This is a genomic window from Dactylosporangium sucinum, assembly GCF_014647515.1.
Taxonomy (GTDB): domain Bacteria; phylum Actinomycetota; class Actinomycetes; order Mycobacteriales; family Micromonosporaceae; genus Dactylosporangium; species Dactylosporangium sucinum.
Window position 1 is genome coordinate 175,419 of sequence record NZ_BMPI01000012.1, and the last position, 18,000, is coordinate 193,418.

15 protein-coding genes are annotated in these 18,000 nt (G+C 70.6%); 5 read left to right on the plus strand and 10 right to left on the minus strand.

The annotated features are described in order from the left end of the window. Nucleotides 1-111: 111 nt before the first annotated feature. The 6 genes from IEZ31_RS15005 to IEZ31_RS15030 form a co-directional block, all read right to left on the minus strand. Complete coding sequence (locus IEZ31_RS15005; RefSeq protein ID WP_190250442.1) at nt 112-576, minus strand: hypothetical protein; 465 nt, start codon at nt 574-576, stop codon at nt 112-114. Further along, nucleotides 573-1,091 carry an RNA polymerase sigma factor gene (locus tag IEZ31_RS15010; RefSeq protein WP_190250443.1) on the minus strand — a complete coding sequence of 173 codons (519 nt, stop codon included), beginning with the start codon at nt 1,089-1,091 and terminating at the stop codon, nt 573-575. Before IEZ31_RS15010 ends, IEZ31_RS15005 begins: the two co-directional genes overlap by 4 nt. A gap of 104 nt (nt 1,092-1,195) precedes the next feature. After that, nucleotides 1,196-1,600, minus strand: coding sequence for a hypothetical protein (locus IEZ31_RS15015; RefSeq protein ID WP_229835040.1), 405 nt, complete (start codon nt 1,598-1,600; stop codon nt 1,196-1,198). Beyond that, nucleotides 1,597-1,920 (minus strand): hypothetical protein, encoded by a 324-nt coding sequence (locus IEZ31_RS15020; protein ID WP_190250444.1) that lies wholly within the window; start codon nt 1,918-1,920, stop codon nt 1,597-1,599. Before IEZ31_RS15020 ends, IEZ31_RS15015 begins: the two co-directional genes overlap by 4 nt. A gap of 103 nt (nt 1,921-2,023) precedes the next feature. Beyond that, the gene (locus IEZ31_RS15025) at nt 2,024-2,890 is read right to left on the minus strand and encodes a cytochrome c biogenesis CcdA family protein (RefSeq protein ID WP_190250445.1); all 867 of its coding nucleotides are present in this window, start codon (nt 2,888-2,890) and stop codon (nt 2,024-2,026) included. Nucleotide 2,891: 1 nt separating this feature from the next. After that, a complete protein-coding gene (locus IEZ31_RS15030; protein ID WP_190250446.1) occupies nt 2,892-3,458 on the minus strand; it encodes a peroxiredoxin family protein in 567 nt (188 codons plus the stop codon). Between the two features lie 186 nt (nt 3,459-3,644). Here IEZ31_RS15030 and IEZ31_RS15035 point away from each other — a divergent pair, with 186 nt between their 5' ends. The 3 genes from IEZ31_RS15035 (at nt 3,645) to IEZ31_RS15045 (ending at nt 8,929) form a co-directional block, all read left to right on the plus strand. Next, on the plus strand, nt 3,645-6,689 hold the full coding sequence (locus tag IEZ31_RS15035) for an MGH1-like glycoside hydrolase domain-containing protein (protein WP_190250447.1): 3,045 nt from the start codon (nt 3,645-3,647) through the stop codon (nt 6,687-6,689). Nucleotides 6,690-6,832: 143 nt separating this feature from the next. Next, complete coding sequence (locus IEZ31_RS15040; protein WP_190250448.1) at nt 6,833-8,137, plus strand: MFS transporter; 1,305 nt, start codon at nt 6,833-6,835, stop codon at nt 8,135-8,137. Between the two features lie 252 nt (nt 8,138-8,389). Next, on the plus strand, nt 8,390-8,929 hold the full coding sequence (locus IEZ31_RS15045; protein WP_190250449.1) for a GNAT family N-acetyltransferase: 540 nt from the start codon (nt 8,390-8,392) through the stop codon (nt 8,927-8,929). Between the two features lie 252 nt (nt 8,930-9,181). On the opposite strand, the gene IEZ31_RS15050 is transcribed toward IEZ31_RS15045, so the two are convergent. From IEZ31_RS15050 to IEZ31_RS15065, 4 genes are all read right to left on the minus strand, one after another. Then, on the minus strand, nt 9,182-9,925 hold the full coding sequence (locus IEZ31_RS15050) for a DUF8817 family protein (protein WP_190250450.1): 744 nt from the start codon (nt 9,923-9,925) through the stop codon (nt 9,182-9,184). A 226-nt stretch (nt 9,926-10,151) separates the two neighbouring features. Further along, nucleotides 10,152-11,780, minus strand: coding sequence for a glycosyl hydrolase family 8 (locus IEZ31_RS15055; protein WP_229835041.1), 1,629 nt, complete (start codon nt 11,778-11,780; stop codon nt 10,152-10,154). Nucleotides 11,781-11,792: 12 nt separating this feature from the next. Next, the gene (locus IEZ31_RS15060; RefSeq protein WP_190250452.1) at nt 11,793-13,178 is read right to left on the minus strand and encodes a carbohydrate-binding protein; all 1,386 of its coding nucleotides are present in this window, start codon (nt 13,176-13,178) and stop codon (nt 11,793-11,795) included. 36 nt (nt 13,179-13,214) lie between these two features. Continuing rightward, nucleotides 13,215-15,260, minus strand: coding sequence for a PQQ-dependent sugar dehydrogenase (locus IEZ31_RS15065; RefSeq protein WP_190250453.1), 2,046 nt, complete (start codon nt 15,258-15,260; stop codon nt 13,215-13,217). Nucleotides 15,261-15,550: 290 nt separating this feature from the next. Between IEZ31_RS15065 and IEZ31_RS15070 the strand changes: the two genes are divergently transcribed. Together IEZ31_RS15070 and IEZ31_RS15075 are read left to right on the plus strand one after the other, a co-directional pair. Next, entirely contained in the window at nt 15,551-16,687 is a 1,137-nt protein-coding gene (locus IEZ31_RS15070; RefSeq protein ID WP_229835043.1) for an ROK family transcriptional regulator, read from the plus strand. Nucleotides 16,688-16,696: 9 nt separating this feature from the next. Next, nucleotides 16,697-17,998: an ABC transporter substrate-binding protein gene (locus IEZ31_RS15075; RefSeq protein WP_190250454.1), complete on the plus strand. Its 1,302-nt coding sequence runs from the start codon at nt 16,697-16,699 to the stop codon at nt 17,996-17,998. Nucleotides 17,999-18,000 lie beyond the last annotated feature (2 nt).

Genomic DNA, 18,000 nt, shown 5'->3' on the forward strand with positions numbered 1-18,000 from the left:
GCTCCCGCGCGAGGCACAGACCTGCGCTCGTACCTACGACCGCCGCAGGCTGCCGCGCGTGGCGAAGCGACCAACGCCGCTGCTCCTCAGCGACGTTGATCGCACTGCCCCTCACTGCCCGCTGTTGCGCCCGGTCAGCTCGGCCTTGCGGCGCACCAGCGCCGACCTTGCCCGGCGGGCCGCCCGCAGGTTCACGGCGGCCAGGACGCCCAGGGTGAGCACGATGCCCAGCAGCGACGGCTCGAGCTTGTGCCGCAGAGTGGTGATGACCAACGCACCGAGGGTGAAGACAACCCAGGCGGCGACGCCGAGCCAGCCGGCGACCACCCGGTCCCGGGCAAGCAGCGGCATCCGGCGGGTCACGGCCCAGCCGCCGAACGCCGCCCAGCACAAGCCGATCGTCATCAACACCGCGAAGGCCACCTTCGTGCGCGGCGGCAACCCGGGCTCCGTCGCCCAGAGCAGGCCGATCAGGGCGCTCCCGGTGAGTCCGGCCAAGGCCAGGATCAGGTAGCCGACCCGCTTGCGCAGGGACAACGGCGCCTCGATCCGCGCCAGCACCTCTTCCGGAGTCATGCCTCGTACCCCTTCCGCACCAGTTCCTGGCGTAGCAACCTGCGGGCCCGATTGAGCCGCGACTTGACCGTGCCGACGGGTACGGCGCAGATCTGCGCGCACGTCTCCAGCGGCAGGTCCTCGAGATAGAACAGCAGGAGCACCTCCCGTTCCCGGGCCGGAAGCTCCGCCAGGGCCCCCGCGAGCAGCTCCCGGTTGACGACACCTTCCGCCTCGTCCTCGCCCCGCACGTCGTCGATCGGTTCGGGTTCCGGGCGCACGTACGCCTCCCGCAACCGGTTCATCACCGCCCGGCGCGCGACGGTGAACAGCCACGGCGTGAAACGGTCCGGCCGCCGCAGCCGTGGTAGCCCTCTGACGACGGCCAGCCAGATCTCCTGCACCACGTCGTCGTCGGGCCCGCCGAGCATCCGCCGGACGTACCGTTCGACCGTCGGGTGCCAGCCCCGCACCAGCTCGGCGAAGGCCTCCCGTTCACCCAACTGGCAGCGGACCACCAGCAACTCATCGCTCATCGACCCTCCTTCGCCTATTCAGTCGGCGCGCGGGCCCGGCAGGTTCATTGTGCCGAAAACGGCCATCACGATGGGAAGACGCCGGGATGCCGTCGAGGCGCGTGCTACGTGACGCCGAACTCGTAGCTGACCGCGCGCTGCACCGGCCCGGCGTACTCCGTCATGACGAACCACACCGTGTCAGCAGAAGCGTGCACGGCCACAGGAATCGTGCTTTCGTCCTCGAACCTCAGGGTGAAGACCGGATCGAGCGCGCGGAGGAAGTCGAACGCCTCGCGCTCCTCAGGGCCGTCACTGAGTATCCGGCCGCGGGCGCGCCACCCGCCGTCCACGACGGCGATGACTACCGCGACCTCAACGCTGCCGAGCAGGGTGGACGAGTTCGCCCACCAGTCCAGCCAGCAACGGCCCTCGAAGCTCTCCACGCACCCATCTTCCCGCTCCGAGCCGCAGTCCAGACGACGTGGGTCGTGCCGGCATTCGAGATGCAGCGCGCGGAACCGCCTCATGGGTCGACCCTGTTCAGATCGTGCCAGCAGGTAGGGGACACGATCGTGTTGGTGATGATGGCTGCGGCCAGAGCAAAACCGACGCAGACGCCGACGGCTGCGGCGCGTTTGCTGGACAGCCCGGGGCGCCAGGCGAGCACGGCCGCGACCACGGCGGCCACCGGCAACGAGAACGCGAGGGAGAGCCACACGGTTTCCCGGAACGCCCAGACCAGCCAAGCCGGATCCCCGGTGATGTCCTCGCAGGGCACCAAGTATGACGGCATCGGCGCCGCCGCCAGCGGCGCCGTGGCAAGACCGGCGACCGCGTATCCCACCATTGTCCAGCTCAGCGCACTTCGGATCCTCGGCCGGTCATGCACAACCGCGTAGTGTGCCAGACAAGGGTCGACAGCGCTGGCCCGTGTTACCGCACGTGCAGAGTCACTCTGGAGCAGATGACCGAGATCGCCGTCGACCCGGCGTTGACGATGAGCCCTTGACGAGCCGGCGGGTCACAGCACCGGCCAGCAGCAGGATGAGCAGCACCGCGAACGGTGCGGCGCCGAGCCCGTCGACCGTGTCCGCCAGCCGGCGCTGCACGTCCTGCGCCGCCGCGATGACCGGGTCGTCGACGTCGCCGCGCAGCTCGTTCCAGCCGTAGTAGGCGACGTATCCACCGGCGGCGAGCAGCACCGCTCCGGCGACCCGCGACAGCGCGCCACTGAAGCGGCGCAGCCGGGTCGCGACGGCCGGCCGGGCCAGCGCGACCGCCAGCGCCGCCACGCCGACGAGCAGCCCCATGCCGATCGCGTACGCGACGAACAGCCCGACGCCGGAGCGCACCGACCCGGCGCGGAAGCTCGACGCGACGATCGCCAGGAACGGCGCAATGGTGCACGACAACGACGCCAGCGCGTACCCCGCGCCGAACAGCACCATCGAGCCGGCGGACCGCCTGACCGCCGGGCCACGCACCGGCCGCAGCTTGAACGACGGCAGGTGCCGCCCGGCGACCAGCCACCCGCCGAGCACCACCAGCAGCAGGCCGAACACCACCGTGAACCACGGCAGGAACCGGTGCAGCGCGCTGGCGACCGGCGCGACGAGCAGCCCGAAGGTACCGAACACCGCGACGAACCCGAGGGTCATCGCGGCGGTGGCGGCGACGGCGCGGCGGACCGCCACCGGGCGGGTCGGGCTGTCGTCGCCGAGGACGAGCAGCGTCAGGTACACCGGCAGCAGCGCGAACCCGCACGGGTTGACGGCGGCGACGAGCCCGGCGGCCAGGGCGAGCCCGAGATCGGACACCTCAGGTCAGCTTGCCCGCGCGGCCGAGCAACTCGTCACCGCCGAACGCGCCCTTGTGCGCCACCGTGCCGGAGCTGTCCAGCAGCACGAACGTGCTCTGCGCGGTGACGCCGAACCGCTTCCACACCGCACCGGCCTCGTCGGACAGGTGCGGCACACCGTCGAGCTTCCACTCGGTGACGAACCGCCGCATCGCGGCCTCATCGTCGAGCCCGCCGACACCGACCACGGTGACCTTGCCCGCCAGCTGTTCGGCCGTCGCCCGGACGCCCTTCGCCTGGCCGGCACAGGTAGGACACCACGGCGCCCAGAACCACAGCACGACCGGCCGGCCGGCCAGGGTCGCACCGTCGAACTCGCCGCCCGTCAGGGTTTTGGCCCTGAACGCCAGTGTGGACGGCACGGCGCCGCCGGTCACACCCGGTGCGGTGGCGTCGGCCGAGGCCGCGGGGCGGACCGGGGTCGCGGGGGCGCCCGCGCCGCCGGACGGCGGCGCGCTCCCGTTGGCGCACCCCGCCAGCACGGCGAGCGCGGCTACCAGATGCAGGGCGATGTGATGACGGCGCACGCCGTGACCTTACGACCACACCGGCCGGCGGGACCTTACGAAGTGATGACCGATCCTGGGCACCCACCGGGCATAGTCGAACACTATTCAACAGCAGATCGAGGGTTTTCTTGACTTCGACTGTGGGTTCTTGTTTGAATCTGACAACTTCAGTGGAGTGCGGGCTGAGCGCCTCAAGGAGTCACCATGGTTCTGGTCCGGCCGCGGCTCGCGGCAGCAGTGGCGGTTGTCGCGGCGTTCACCGGCGTCGTGGCGGCACCGCTGACCTCGACCGCCGCCGCGGCGGCGCCGCCGGTCTACCCGGCGGTCGGGCCGACCACGCACGTCCTCGACCACTCCGCCCTGCTCGGCTCGGTCCCGGAGCCGGCCTGGTACGAGGCGAACATCCCCTTCGTCGACCTGCCGGACAAGGATATCCAGGCCACCTACTACTACCGGTGGCGGACCTACAAAGAGGCGTTGAAGTACACCGGCCCCAAGGACGGCTGGATCGCCTCGGAGTTCCTCGGACCGGTCGGATACTCCGCGCCGTACGGCGGGATCAACGCGGCCGCGGCGCACCACATCTACGAGGGGCGCTGGCTGCGCGACCCGCGCTACGTCAACGACTACCTGGACTACTGGCTGCGCGGCTCCGGCGCGGCGGCCAAGCCCGCCACCGACCAGCTCAACGACAACACCACCGACTGGGCCCATCAGTACTCGTTCTGGGCCGTCGACGCGGCGGTCGCCCGGGCCGAGGTGACCGGGGACTGGCGGTTCCTCGCCGACCGGTTGCCGGAACTGCGGCAGCAGTACGAGCGGTGGAAGTCCACCAACTTCGACGCGCAACTCGGCCTGTACTGGCAGACGCCGGTGTGGGACGCGATGGAGTTCACCGCGAGCTCCTACCAGAGCGACGACCCCTACCACGGCGGCGACGGCTACCGGCCGACGATCAACGCCTACCAGTACGGCGACGCCCGGGCGCTGGCGCTGCTGCTGCGCAGGTCCGGTGACCCCGCCGGGGCGGCCCGCTACGAACGCGAGGCGGCGGCCCTGCGCGCCAACGCCGAGCAGTACCTGTGGGATCCGGCCACGTCGTTCTACAAGCACGTCATGCGGGACGGCAACCCGTCGCTGCGGCCCATCGCCGACCGGGAGCAGATCGGCTTCATCCCCTGGTACTTCCACATGGCACCGGCCGGCAACGCGGTCGCCTGGGCGCAGCTGACCGACCCGCAGGGCTTCGCCGCGCCGTACGGTCCCACGACCACCGAGCGGCGCAGCCCGTGGTTCATGCACCAGGCGCTCGACGGCTGCTGCCGCTGGGACGGCCCGAGCTGGCCGTACGCCACCAGCCAGACCCTGACCGCGCTGGCCAACCAGCTGCTCGACTATCCGGCCCAGTCGTACGTCGACCGCGCCGACTTCTACGCCGTCCTGCGCGGATACGCGCTGACGCAGCGCAAGAACGGCCAGCCCTACGTGGCCGAGGCGCACCACCCGGACGAGGATCGCTGGATCTACGACGGGCGCGGCCACAGCGAGGACTACAACCACTCGACGTTCAACGACATCGTGCTGTCCGGCCTGCTCGGCATCCGCCCGCAGGAGGGCGACTCGGTGCGCATCTCGCCGCTCGTGCCGTACAACTGGAGCCACTTCGCGGTGGAGAACCTCGCCTACCACGGCCACAATCTCACGATCGTCTGGGATCGTGACGGCACCGCATACGGTCAGGGCAAGGGGCTGCGCGTGTGGGTCGACGGCGCGCCGCGGCTGCAGCGGGCCACCCTGGCCGAGGTCACCGTCGCCGTGACCGGCCGTCCGACCGGCGCGACGGTGCTGCCCGAGCTGGTCGACGACGCGGCCAACGTGGCGAAGACCGGCTATCCGACCGCGCGGGCCTCCTACACGTGGCCGGGCGACGCCGCGGTCAACGCGATCGACGGGCAGGACTTCCACCTCGACGTGCCGACCACCCGCTGGACCACGTACCGGTCGCCGAACGCCAGCGACTGGCTGGAGGTCGACCTCGGCGCCGCGACCCACGTGTCGGACGTGCGCATCGACTTCTACGACGACGGCGGCGGCGTACGGACCCCCACGTCCTTCGCCCTGCAGGCGCAGGCGCTCGACGGGACGTGGCAGGACGTGCCGGGCCAGCGCCGGGAGCCCACCGTGCCCGTGGGCAGGGCGATCAACCGGGTTGTCGTCGACCCGCCGATCACCACCGACCGGCTGCGTGTGGTGGCGTCGCGCGCCGACGGCGGCGCGGTCGGCATCACCGCGCTGCAACTGTGGCGGCTCCCCGACCCCGCGCTGCGCGCCGGCTTCACCGGGCTCACCGACGGCGCGCTCAGCGTGGACGCGGGCCGGACCGTCACCGTCACGACCAGGGTCACCGCCGATCGGCCGAAGGCCGCGGTGACGGCGACGCTGGAGGTGCCCCGCGGCTGGACGGCCCGCGCCGTCTCGCCGGCCACTGCCGCGAAACTCACGCCCGGCAAGGCGCTGACGACAGCCTGGCAGGTCACGGTCCCGGCCGACGCCGACGTCGGCTCGGGCCTGCCGATCCGGGTCCTGGCCCGGTCCGGGACCGGCGCCGACGGCACGAGCAGCGCCGTCGCCGCCACCCGCTACCAGTTCTCACCGGCGGACTTCCCGACGACGGTGTGGGACGACGACTTCAGTACCGATCGCACGGCCGACTACCGGATCGACCGCCCGGCCGGCGGTGAACCGGCACCCGCCTTCTCGCTGGCCGGCGGTGCGCTCACGGCACAGTCGACCGGCCGCGCGTTCGGCGTCCTCGCCGCGCCCGTCAGCGGCTCGCCGGCCGGGACCGCGATCATCGTGGAGCCGAAGCGGTTCGCCGGTTCGGCACCGGAGGACAGCCTGTTCATCGGGCAGTCGGCGGGCAACGGCGACAACGCGCTCGCCTGGTACAACAACCACTTCGGCACGTCGGGGGTCGACGTGCAGGTCGGCGGCGCGGGCCGCGGCGACGCCACGGGCGGCTGCTGCGCCCAGGTGCGGTGGCAGCCCGGTGACAGGTTCGCCGTCGTGGTCCGCTGGGGACAGCTGACCACCTGGTATCAGCACGACGGCGGGTGGACCCAGCTCCACAACGCGCCCGTCAGCCGCGCGGTCGACCCCGCGACGCTGGCGTCCTGGGCGCCGGCCGTCGGGCTCCGCCTCGACAGCGGTTCGATCTCCCTCGACCGGATCACCGTCCTGACCCGCTGAGGCCTGGCGGTCAGCTGCTAAATCAATCGACGTTCCGGCCCCGTCGTGTGATCCTGCCCGGGTGATCGACGGACCGGGGCAACGGCTGACCGGTCCCTGATGTCGTGTCCGGCGTCCGGGCGACCTTCGAGAGGACGAGCCGCATGAGCGGGGACGCGGTGCCCGCGGCCGAGCGCGAACCCGCACCACGGCACAGGCCCGTGGGCGGGCTGCTGCGGACGCGGAACTTCGCCCTGCTGTGGGTCGGGCAGTCCACCAGCGCGGTCGGCTCCGCGATGACGACGGTGGCGCTCCCGCTGGTGGCCATCTCGACCCTGCATGCCGGTCCGGCCATGGTCGCCCTGCTCACAGCCGCCACCTGGTTGCCATGGCTGCTGATCGGGCTGCCGGTCGGTGTCTGGGTCGACCGATGGCCGCGCCGGCGCACCCTGCTCATCGCCGACATCGTCTCTGCGGCGGTGCTCGTCGTCATCCCGATCGCGGCCTGGACCAACGTGCTGACCATGACCATGCTGCTGGTGGCCGCGCTGCTCGCCGGGATCGCCGGTGTCTTCGCCAACGTGGCGTTCAACGCGTTCCTGCCCCATCTCGTCCGCGCGGAAGACCTCATGGAAGGCAACGCCAAGCTGCAGACCAGCGCATCGGTCGCCCTGGTCGTCGGGCCGGGTCTCGGCGGGCTGCTGGCCCAGGCGGCCGGCGCGGTCAGCGGAATCCTCATCGACGCCCTCACCTTCCTGGTGTCGGCGGCCTGCCTGCTCGGCCTACGCTCCGAGCCGGAGCCGCACCCTTCCGCGGGCGATCGCCCCGGCATGCTGCGCCAGATCGCCGAGGGCATCGGCTTCATCATGCGCGGACGCCTGCTGCAGGCCATGCTGGTGGTAGCTGCGGCGACCAACTTCGCGATGCTGGGCATCACCGCGCTGCGCGTCGTCTTCCTGGTGCGTACCGAAGGCACCGCGCCGGGAACCGCGGGCCTGGTGATCGGTGCGGGCAGCGTCGGCGCCATCCTCGGCGCCGCACTCGCCACGCGGGCATCCCGGCGCTTCGGCAGCGCCCGCACCTACCTGGTGGCGAACCTCGCGGCCGCGCCGTTCGTGCTGTTGCTGCCGCTCGGCGGCCACGGCTGGCGCCTCACGCTGTTCGCGGCGGGCTCCTTCATCGCTCTTGCCGGAGCCACGATGTCGAACGTGATGACCATGACGTACCGCGGCAACTTCGTTCCCGCGCACCTGCTCGGCCGGGTCACCGCCGCATCGCGGATCTTCGTGTTCGGCACCATCCCGTTCGGTGCGGCAACCGCCGGCCTCCTGGCCTCGGCGCTCGGAACCCGGTCGGCCATGTGGGCGCTCGCCGTCCTCTACGTCATCGCCCCCCTGCCCCTGCTCGCCACCGAGGCCCGCACGCTGCGCGAATTCCCGGCCCAAGGCACGCCAACCGCTGTTGCGTGACGCACTCGGTGAGCATGACGAGCACACCGGTCTCGTGTGGGAGATGGAACCGCCGGGCCGACCGCACGAACCAGGGAAACGCCGGTCGCCGACCTTGTCCTCCGAAGCGGTCGTCCTGTTCACGGGTGCGGAGGGGTGTGCCGCTCCCCCGGTAGGCACGGAACCGACAGCGCCGCACAGGCCGGCCAGGAGGGCGCCGAGGAAGCCGAATTTCGGATGCGAAGGTTCGGTCGGATGGGTACGAATGTCGCCATGCCCGAGTTGAGCCCGCCCACCGTACGCGTGCATGCGTCGTTCGTCGCCGCCATGAGCGAGTTTTCCGCCGAAGGACGCGGCGATCCCGCTGATGCCAGCATGATCGGCGGTGAGATCCGCGAGTTCGGGTGCCGCTGGTCGGCTGCGGACGGCTTCGCCGCCTACGTCGACTGGCTGCGGTCGCAGGCCCTGGAGGACTCGCCCCGGCCGGAGGGCTATGTGCCGTCGACGACACTGTGGTGGGTCGAGGACGGCGAGTATCTCGGTCGCCTCGCGATCCGGCATCGCTTGACCCCTCACCTTCGCCAGGTCGGCGGCCACATCGGCTACGACGTTCGACCATCGGCCCGGCGCCGCGGCCACGCCACCGCAATGCTGCGCGCCGCGTTGCCGGTGGCACGTGGCCTGGACATCGGGTCGGCGTTGGTGATGTGCGACGTCACCAACGTCGCCTCCCGCAGGGTGATCGAGGCCAACGGCGGCATCTTCGAGGACCGATGCGGCGACAAGTTGCGCTTCTGGGTGCCGACCGCGTAACCACGCGCCGCGGCGGCGGCGGGCCGGTCGGCCGGTGTGGAGATCCGGTGAGCGATGCGTGCATCGTCTGGTGCCGGGCCGGCTCGTACCGGACCATCGGGGATGTGCGGATCGTCGCGGAGGATCGCGGGGCGGCGGCGCTGGCGGGTGGTCGTGGGGCCGGTGCTGGCGGTTGGTGGGGCGTGGGCGGTGGTGGCGGGGGTTCAGTGCACCACCCGCCGGACCCGAGGCGTTCCCTTCCGGTGCGATGCGTCAAGCCGTGGGGGGCATCCACCGTTCGAGCAGCGTCGGGTCGGCGACGGCGGACTCGACCTGACGACGCTCCTCCGTGGTGAGGACCAGTTGGCTCAGCCTGGCTCCCCATCCCGGTGCTCGTTCCGGCTCCTCCAGCGTCGTCGACAAGTCGAGCAGCATGGCCAGCGCCACCGCCTGCTCCACGGCCGACGCGCTGTCGCCGTGGCGACGCAGCCCCGAGTTCAACGCTCGAAACGCAGCCAGGTCGTCCTGCTTGAACTCGCGCAGGATCCGCGCATTGTCCAAGACCCGGGCGAGCCCCTGCAGCTGCTTGGATCCTCCGTACTCCAGCTCCGCCGGCTCGTCGCGCTGGATGAAGATGATCGAGTTGCCGGACGGGTCCATGACGGTGAACCGTGAGGCGCCCGGACGGTAGCGCGTGATCCGGGGCAGTCCCTTGGCGAGCACCTTCCCGTACGTGCGGCGCATCGCTTCGGTGAACGCCGCGTGGTAAGGCGCGACCACATCGACCAGCACCAAGCATCCGCCGGTGTTCTCCTGGGACGGGTCCACGCCGCTGGACGCGGGCCCGTAGTGCAGTGCGAACCCGCTCCACTGGAACGCCAGGTACAGATAGGGCTTTGTCTGCTCGTAGGTCACGGCGAAGCCCAGCGCGCGCCAGAAGGCCAGGGTCTCCTCCGGCGCGACGCAGGGCAGCAACGGCACGGTGGTCTCGTTGGGCTGGACACTGCCGTCAAGCATGGATCGCACCTCATCGTTCGACGGACCGGCGACGCAGTAGTCTGCCAAATCCGCCGCCGCTGCGCACCTGCACAAAATCGACGGCCATTTGCAAGAACTCAACGGGGGCCGGGCGTCCTCGACAACGGGATGCACGCCCCCGAGGAGGCGACGCCCTGCACGCCGCCCGGCCGCGGGCCGAGCGGCGTGTCGTCCGACACCGTGAACGCTTGTGGTCAGGCCCGGATCAGGGAACCCAGTAGTTGCCGCTGGCGACGATCATCGTCTGGAGCTGGATGCTCGTCGAGTAGTAGTCGGTGCTGGTGAAGGAGGTGTTGACCATCTTGGTCCACAGCGCGTCGAGCCAGGCCTGGCTGGCCGGGTCGGTGAGCGCGGCCACCGCGAAGGGTGCGAAGAACGCCGGTTCGCTGCCCGAGGAGATTGCCGTGCCGCCCAGCGAGTAGCCGACGGCGATGTTGTTCGGGTTGCCGCCGGTCTTGGCCTTGATCCACGTGTTCATCTTGCGGGCCGACGCGAGCGAGGCGGCGTTGCCGCTGGTGATCGCGTCGGCGCCGACGCGCCATGGGGTGCGGCAGGCGTTCCAGAAGTACTTGCCGTCGTTCGGGTCCTCGAGCACCTGGCCGGGCGCGGGCTTCGGCGTGGTGTTGGTGTTGACCACGAAGTCCGGCAGGAGCCCGGTGCTCGACGCGTACTGGTTCTGCAGGTTGGTGATGAGGTTCTGGTGCGCGGTGCGGATCGTGTCCCAGGCGGTGTCGCCCGTCGCCGCCTTGAACGCGCGGAAGTGGTCGATCATGAAGTCGGACGGCCGGGTCGTCCAGTAGAGGTTGTCGCCCGGGGTGCTCCAGTCACCGAGCAGCAGCAGGTGCGTGGTCGGGTTGACCTCGCTGGCCTTGATCGCGTTGATGTGCTTGACGGCCAGCTGCTTGTAGTTGTACGTCCCGGCGCTGCCCCACTGCCGGTCCGCCAGGAGCAGCCCGAACGCCACGTCGAGGTCCCCGTCGGTGGCCGAGTCCGAGCCGTTGACGCTGCGGCAGGACGCGTCCTGTTCGGCGGCGAGCAGATCCGCGTTGTTCACCGACGGGTGGGCCAGCATGTACTTGACCATCCCGTCGAAGATGGTCTTCGCGTTCGGGTCGGCGCCGGCCATGGTCGCCACGACGACCATGCCGTAGCCCTGCGCCTCGGCCACGTAGGGGTGGTCGGCGTCCGGCGAGATGACCTGGTACCAGCCGTTGCCGCAGTTCTGCTTGACGAACGCGGCCTTCCACTTGTTGTAGTACGTGACGACCGCCTGGTCGACGGCGGCCTGCGTGCCGCTCGGGCGGAGCGTGCCGGCCGCGTAGGGGAAGCGGTGGCTGCCGAAGGGTACCGCCGGGCCGTCCGTCGCCTGGGCCACCTCGAGCCAGTCGACGTTCGGTCCGCCGTTGGCGGTCGTCGCCGTGGCCCGGATCGTGTTGGTCCCGGCGTTGAGCGCGGCCGTGATCGTCTTGCTCTGCCAGGTGTCCCAGTTGCCGGTGCCGTTGAACGCCGAGGCGGCGGCGACGGTCGTGCCGTTGACGGCGATGTCCATCGGCCGGTTGGTGGTCGTGCCGTTGGAGAACCTGATGGTGAGCGTCGCGCTGCCGGCGGCCGCGGCGGTCACCGACCACTGCACCGACGAGCCGGCGACGTTGTCGTAGTTGACGAATCCGGTACCGCTGTAGCCGGCGTGGTTGGACTCGGCCACGCCCTGCGTGATCGTGGCCGCCTCGGCTTCGTACCGCGTGGTGGCGGCAGCCGCCGCAGTGGCGAGCGGTGTCATGGCCACCGTGACGGCGAGCGCCACGAGCGGCACCAGCAGTTGCTTCGGTTGCATTGGCATTCCTTCTCAGCCGGTGTACTGGACGAGGATCTTGGTGTACGCGTACGGCGCCTGCGAGACGCCGCTGCACGAGTCGGCGTCGGAGCCGGCGCCGCAGGCCCGGTCGCGGTTGATCGACCAGAAGGTCAGCCGCGCGATGTGGTGCTGCTGCGCGTACGCCAGGATCGTTTGGAAGTCGGCGAGGGTGACGGTCTCGTCCGCCTCGTCGGTCTTGCCGTTCATCGACGAGATGCCGATCTTCGTGTAGGCGGCGGCATCGCTGTACCCGTAGGCGCTCTTGACCGCGTTCTTCAGCCCGTCGGCGGCGCTGACCGACGCCGCGCCCATCGTGCCGGTGTGGCCGCCGAAGTCGAACGGCATGATGGTCCAGCCGTCGTTGTCGAGGCCGGCCGCGGCGCCCTTCTTGATGAGGTCGACGCCGTCGGCGTCCGGCCCGGTCGGCGTCGTACCGAAGGTGATGAACGTCTTGATACCCGGGTTGTTCGTCTTGATGGTCTTCAGCGCGTTGATGACCCGCTGCCGCACGGTGGCGTTGGAGAACTCGGTCGCCTCGATGTCGACGTCGATCGCCTTGAGCTGGTACGCGTTGATGACCTTCTGGTAGGCGCCGGCGAGCGCCGACGCCGACGAGCACTTCTCGCCGAGCTTGTTGCCGCTCCAGCCGCCGAAGGAGACGATGACGTCGCCGCCGGCGGCGCGGATGGCGTTGATCTTCGACTGGTCGTCGCCGCCGGTGAGCGGCCGGGAGCCGTCCCACAACGGGTTGCACCCGCCGTCGGAGAGCATGAAGGCGAGCGTGAAGAACTTGATCCCGGTCGCCGACATGACCGACGCCGGGCTCTGCGGGTTGCCCCAGCCGAAGTACTCGTACGGCGCGACGGCCATGCTCGGCCCGCCGGCGGCGTTCTCGACGGCGGTGAGCCGGTCGACGTTGGGTCCGCCGTTCGCCGTGGTGGCGGTGGCCCGCACGGTGTTGGCGCCCGCGTTCAGCGTCGCGGTGACGGTGACGTCCTGCCAGGTGTCCCAGTTGCCGGTGCCGTTGAACGCGACGCCGGACGCGACGGTCGTACCGTTGACGGCGATGTTCATCGGCCGGTTGGTGGTCGTACCGTTGGAGAACCTGATGGTGAGCGTCGCACTGCCGGCGGCCGCGGCGGTCACCGACCACTGCACGTACGAGCCGCTGACGTTGTCGTAGTTGACGAATCCGGTGCCGCTGTAGCCGGCGTGGTTCGACTCGACCACGCCCTGCGAGACGGTGGCGTTCTCCGCCTGGTAGACCGTCGTCGTGGCGGCCTGGGCGGGCCCGATCGGCAGCGCGATCGGGGTCAGCGCTGCCGTGACGCCGACCGCGAGCGCGGTCAGGCCGGTGCGCCATCTGTTGCGTCGCATCGTTCCTCCAGTAACGGGCCGTGGGCTAGCCGGGGGCTAGGCAATGGTGATGCGGAAGATCTGGTCGGAGCCGGCGGCTGCGCCGCCGTTGTTGTCGCAGTTGGTGGTCGACAGCCAGAGCTGGTCGGCGCCGGGCACCTTGACGACCGTGCGCAGCCGCCCGTAGGTGCCGACGTAGTACGCCGCCGGCGAGCCGGTGTTCTCGCCGTCGAGCAGCGGGATCCGCCACAACCGCTCCCCGCGCAGCGCCGCCATGTACACGACGTCGCGGACGATCGCGATGGCGCTGGGCGAGGCGGTGCTCACCGACCACTGCCGTTTCGGGTTCTCCATGCCGGAGACGCTGCAGGTGCCCTCGCACGTGGGCCAGCCGTAGTTGCGGCCGGGTTTGATGAGGTTGAGCTCGTCGTACTGGCTGTTGCCGAACTCGGCCTCCCAGAGCCGGCCCTGCGAGTCCCAGGCGATGCCCTGGGGGTTGCGGTGGCCGTAGCTGTACACGAGCGTGCCGAACGGGTTGCCGGGCGCCGGCGTGCCGTCGGTCTTCATCCGCAGGATCTTGCCGTTGAGCGAGCTCTTGTCCTGCGCGAGACTCGGTGTCTGCGCCTCGCCGGTCGTCGCGTAGAGGTAGCCGTCGGGACCGAACGCCAGCCGGCCGCCGTTGTGGTAGCGGTTCTTCATGATGCCGGTGACGAGTGAGGTGTACGCCGTGAGCGTCGTGCCGTTGTAGGTCATCCGGGCGATGCGGTTGCCTTCGGCGGCGGTGTGCATGACGTACACGAAGTGGTTGGTGTTCCAGTTCGGGTCGACGGCGACGCCGAGCAGGCCGCCTTCGCCGTTGGTGGTGACCGTGTTCGGCACGGTGCCGACCTGGGTCCGCGCGCCGCTCAGGGTGACCTTGAAGACCTTGAACGAGTCGCGTTCGGTCGCGATCGCCGTCTGGCCGTCCGGCAGCCACGCGAGTCCCCAGGGGATCGTCCAGCCGGTCGAGACGGTGGTGATGCTCGACGGCACGCCCCCGCTGCACGCGGTGGTGGTGACGGTTCTCGCGTTGCTCGGTGCGGAGGTGTTGCCGGCGGCGTCCTTCGCGACCAGGGTCAGCGTGTACGTGGTGTTGCACGCCAGCCCGGTGACCGTCGTCGAGGTCACGTTGCCGACCGACCTGAGCACCGAGCCGCCGGCGCCCAGCACGTCGTACCCCGTCACGCCGACGTTGTCGGTCGACGCGGTCCACGACGTGTCGACGGAGTTGCCGGCGACGTTCGCGGTGGCGAAGTTGGCCGGCGCGGTCGGCGCCTGGGTGTCGGAGCTCGCGAGGGTCCGGCAGATCGCCTGCGGGCTGCTGGTCGACACGTTGCCCGCCGCGTCGCGGCCGAAGACCGACAGGCGGTACTCGGCGTTGGGCTGCAGGCCGGTCAGGGACTTCGACGTGGCCGTGCCGGCGGCCTCACCGAGCTTGTTGCCGTCGTGGTAGATGTCGTACGCGACGACGCCGACGTTGTCGGTCGAGGCGCCCCACGACAGCAGCAGGCTGTTCTCGGTGATGCTGGCGCAGGCCGGCTGCCCCGGGGCGGTCGGGGCGGTGGTGTCGCCGGGAACGCCGGCGCTGAGCTTGTCGACGTTGGGTCCGCCGTTGGCGGTGGTGGCGGTGGCCCGGATCAGGTTCGTCCCGGCGGTGAGACCGACGGTGAACGTCACCGCCTGCCAGGTGTCCCAGGTGCCGGTGCTCGGGAACGACAGCGCGCCGCGCACGAGGGTGCCGTTGACGGTGATGTCCATCGGCCGGTCGACGGTGGTGCCGTTCGCGTAGCGGATGGCGACGCTGACGTTGCCCGCGGCGGCGGACGGGACCGACCACTGGACGTAGCTGCCGGTGACGTTGTCGTAGTTGACGAAGCCGGTGCCGGAGTAGCCGGCGTGGTTGGACTCCACGACGCCGCCCGAGATCGTGGCGTTCTCCGCCTCGTACCCGGTGGCGGCCGCCTCGGCCGGCAGCGATGGCGGAAGGACGGCGGCCACCACCGCCCCGGCGGCGATCAGCGCGGTGATCCAGCGTCGTGCCGTTCGCGTTCCTCTCAGGTTCATCGGTCCTCCAAGGCGTGCGATTCCGGGCCGGCCGAGGCAGCCTGCACCCGCCGGCGGGCCGCCGCCGGCCGAGGAGCTCGGAATTGTTAGGCAGGTTGCCTGATAGTTAGAAAAAGGGAACACCGCATCGACGATCGTGTCAACCATCAATCTGTTGCCGACCCCGCCCGGACGACGCCGACGGGCGTTGCCGGTCTCCCGAACTCCGGTCATTGACAGACGCCGGTACCGACGCTTACCTTTGCCCGCAACTGTTAGTCAATCTGACTATTAGTCGACGGGAGGTTGCGGTGCTCGGCGGATCCTCCAAGCTGCTGAAGGCGCTCAACGAGGCCGCGGCGCTCGGCCACCTGCTCGACCGCGGGCAGCTGACCCGCGCCGAGCTGCGGACGCTGACCGGGCTGTCCAAGCCGACCGTCTCCGAGGCGATCCGCCGGCTCACCGAGGCCGACCTCGTCCACACGGTCGGACACGAGACCGGGCGGCCCGGGCCGAACGCCGAGGTGTACGCGGTGCGTCCGGACGCCGCGTACGCGGTCGCGATGTCGGTGCGTGACTGCGCGCCGTCGCTCACCGCGGCCCTGTACGACCTGCGCGGCGAGCAGCGGGCCCGGATCGCCGCGCAGGTCGACTTCGCCCGGACGGACCCGCTCGCGGCGGTCGACGACATGATCGACGCGCTGTGCGCCGCCGCGGGCGTCAGCCGGGAGCCGGTCGCGCACCTGCAGCTCGCGGTCGCGGGCGCGTTCGACCCCCGGGACCGGGTCATCCACCACGTCGACGTCCCCCGCTGGAGCCGCCCGGGGCTGGTCGACGAGCTGGCCGACCGGCTCGGCGTAGCGGTGGAGGTGGACAACGACGTCAACCTCGCCGCGCTCGCCGAGCGGGCACACGGCGCCGCCCAGGGCGCCGAGGGTTTCGTGCTGCTCTGGCTCGGTGACAGCGGCCTCGGCCTCGCCATCGACCTCGGCGGCGGCACCTTGCTCCGCGGTGCGCGCGGTGCCGCCGGCGAGATCGGCTACATGCCGGTGATCGCCGAACACTCGCGCGACTTCCACGACCTGGTGAGCGGCGATGCCGTACGGGCGCTGGCCGCCGCACGGGGACTGCCGGAGGCCGAGATGTTCGGCGACGCGGCCTTCGTCGGCGAGCTCGCCGCCCGGATCGCACTCGGGCTGTCGGCCGTGCTGGCGGTCCTCGACCCGCCGCTGGTGGTCCTCGGCGGCGAGCTCGGCCGGGCCGGCGGCGAAGCCCTCGCCGAGCCGGTCGCCAAGTCCGTGTACCACCCGGGTTCACCGGAACCTCTGGAGACGGTGATCGCGGTCTCCACCGTCGACGACGACGCGCCCCTGCTGGGCGCGGCCGGCGCGGCGGTCTCCGCGGTGCGCGAGACCCTCCTCGCCGCACTGCGCCAACCAACTCCTTAGGAGGATGCCTTGCGTCGTATCACCGTCCTTGCCGCCGCGACGCTCGTCCTGGCGGCCTGCACGCCGGGGACCAAGGAGAAACCGATCGCCGACCCCGGCGCGGACGTCTCCGGCACCGTCGAGTTCTGGCACTTCTTCACCGACCGCGAGGCCGAGGCGATCGACGCCGTCGTCGCGGACTTCCAGGCCGCCCACCCGAAGATCAAGGTCGTGGTGAAGTCCGGCCAGGACGACTCCAAGATGACCCAGGCGATCGGCGGTGGCCAGGGCCCCGACGTCGGGCTGTCCTACTCCACCGACATCGTCGGCCAGTTCTGCGCCAGCGGGGCGTGGCTCGACCTCAACCAGTACATCGCCCGGGACAAGGTGCCGATGGACGCCTTCCCGCAGACCGTCAAGCAGTACACGGAGTACAAGGGCAAGCGGTGCTCGATGCCGGTGCTCGCCGACGCGTACGGCCTCTACTACAACAAGAAGCTCTTCGCCGAGGCCGGCATCGCCGGCCCGCCGAAGACCCTGGAGGAGTTCGCCGAGGACGCGAAGAAGCTGACCAAGCGCGGCCCGGACGGCAGCATCCAGACGGCCGGGTTCCTGCCCCTGTTCGGCTTCTACGAGAACACCCCGTCGCACCTCGGCCCGATGGTCGGCGCGCAGTGGCTCAAGGGCGACGGCTCGTCGGCGATCGGCACCGACCAGGGCTGGCCGCAGCTGCTGCGGTGGCAGAAGGAGCTCGTCGACTGGTTCGGCTACGACAAGCTCGAGGCGTTCCGCGCGTCGCTCGGCGACGAGTACTCCGACGCCAACGCCTTCCAGAAGGGCCAGGTCGCGATGGCGATCGACGGCGAGTACCGCATCGCGTTCGCCAAGGACCAGGCGCCGGACCTGCAGTTCGGGGTCGCCCCGATGCCGACGTCCACCGCCGAGCGCTACGGCGCCGGATACGTCACAGGCAACGTCGTCGGCATCTCCCGTACCGCCAAGAATCCCGAGGCGGCGTGGGAGCTCATCAGGTATCTCACCACCGACACCAAGGCGATCGTCAAGCTGTCCAACAGCTTGAAGAACATCCCGTCCACGAAGGACGCGCTCGCCTCGCCCGACCTGAAGATGGACGCCGAGTTCAAGACGTTCGTCGACATCTTCAACCACCCGAAGACCACCACAACGCCGCCGTCCTCGGCCGGGCCGGCCTACCAGGAGACGTTCCAGACGTTCTGCGACGGCTGGCAGAGCGGTGGCGCGGCCGACCTGAACGCCGGACTCGCGGGCGTCGACAAGCAGGTCAACTCGCTGCTGCAACTGGGCGGGTAGCG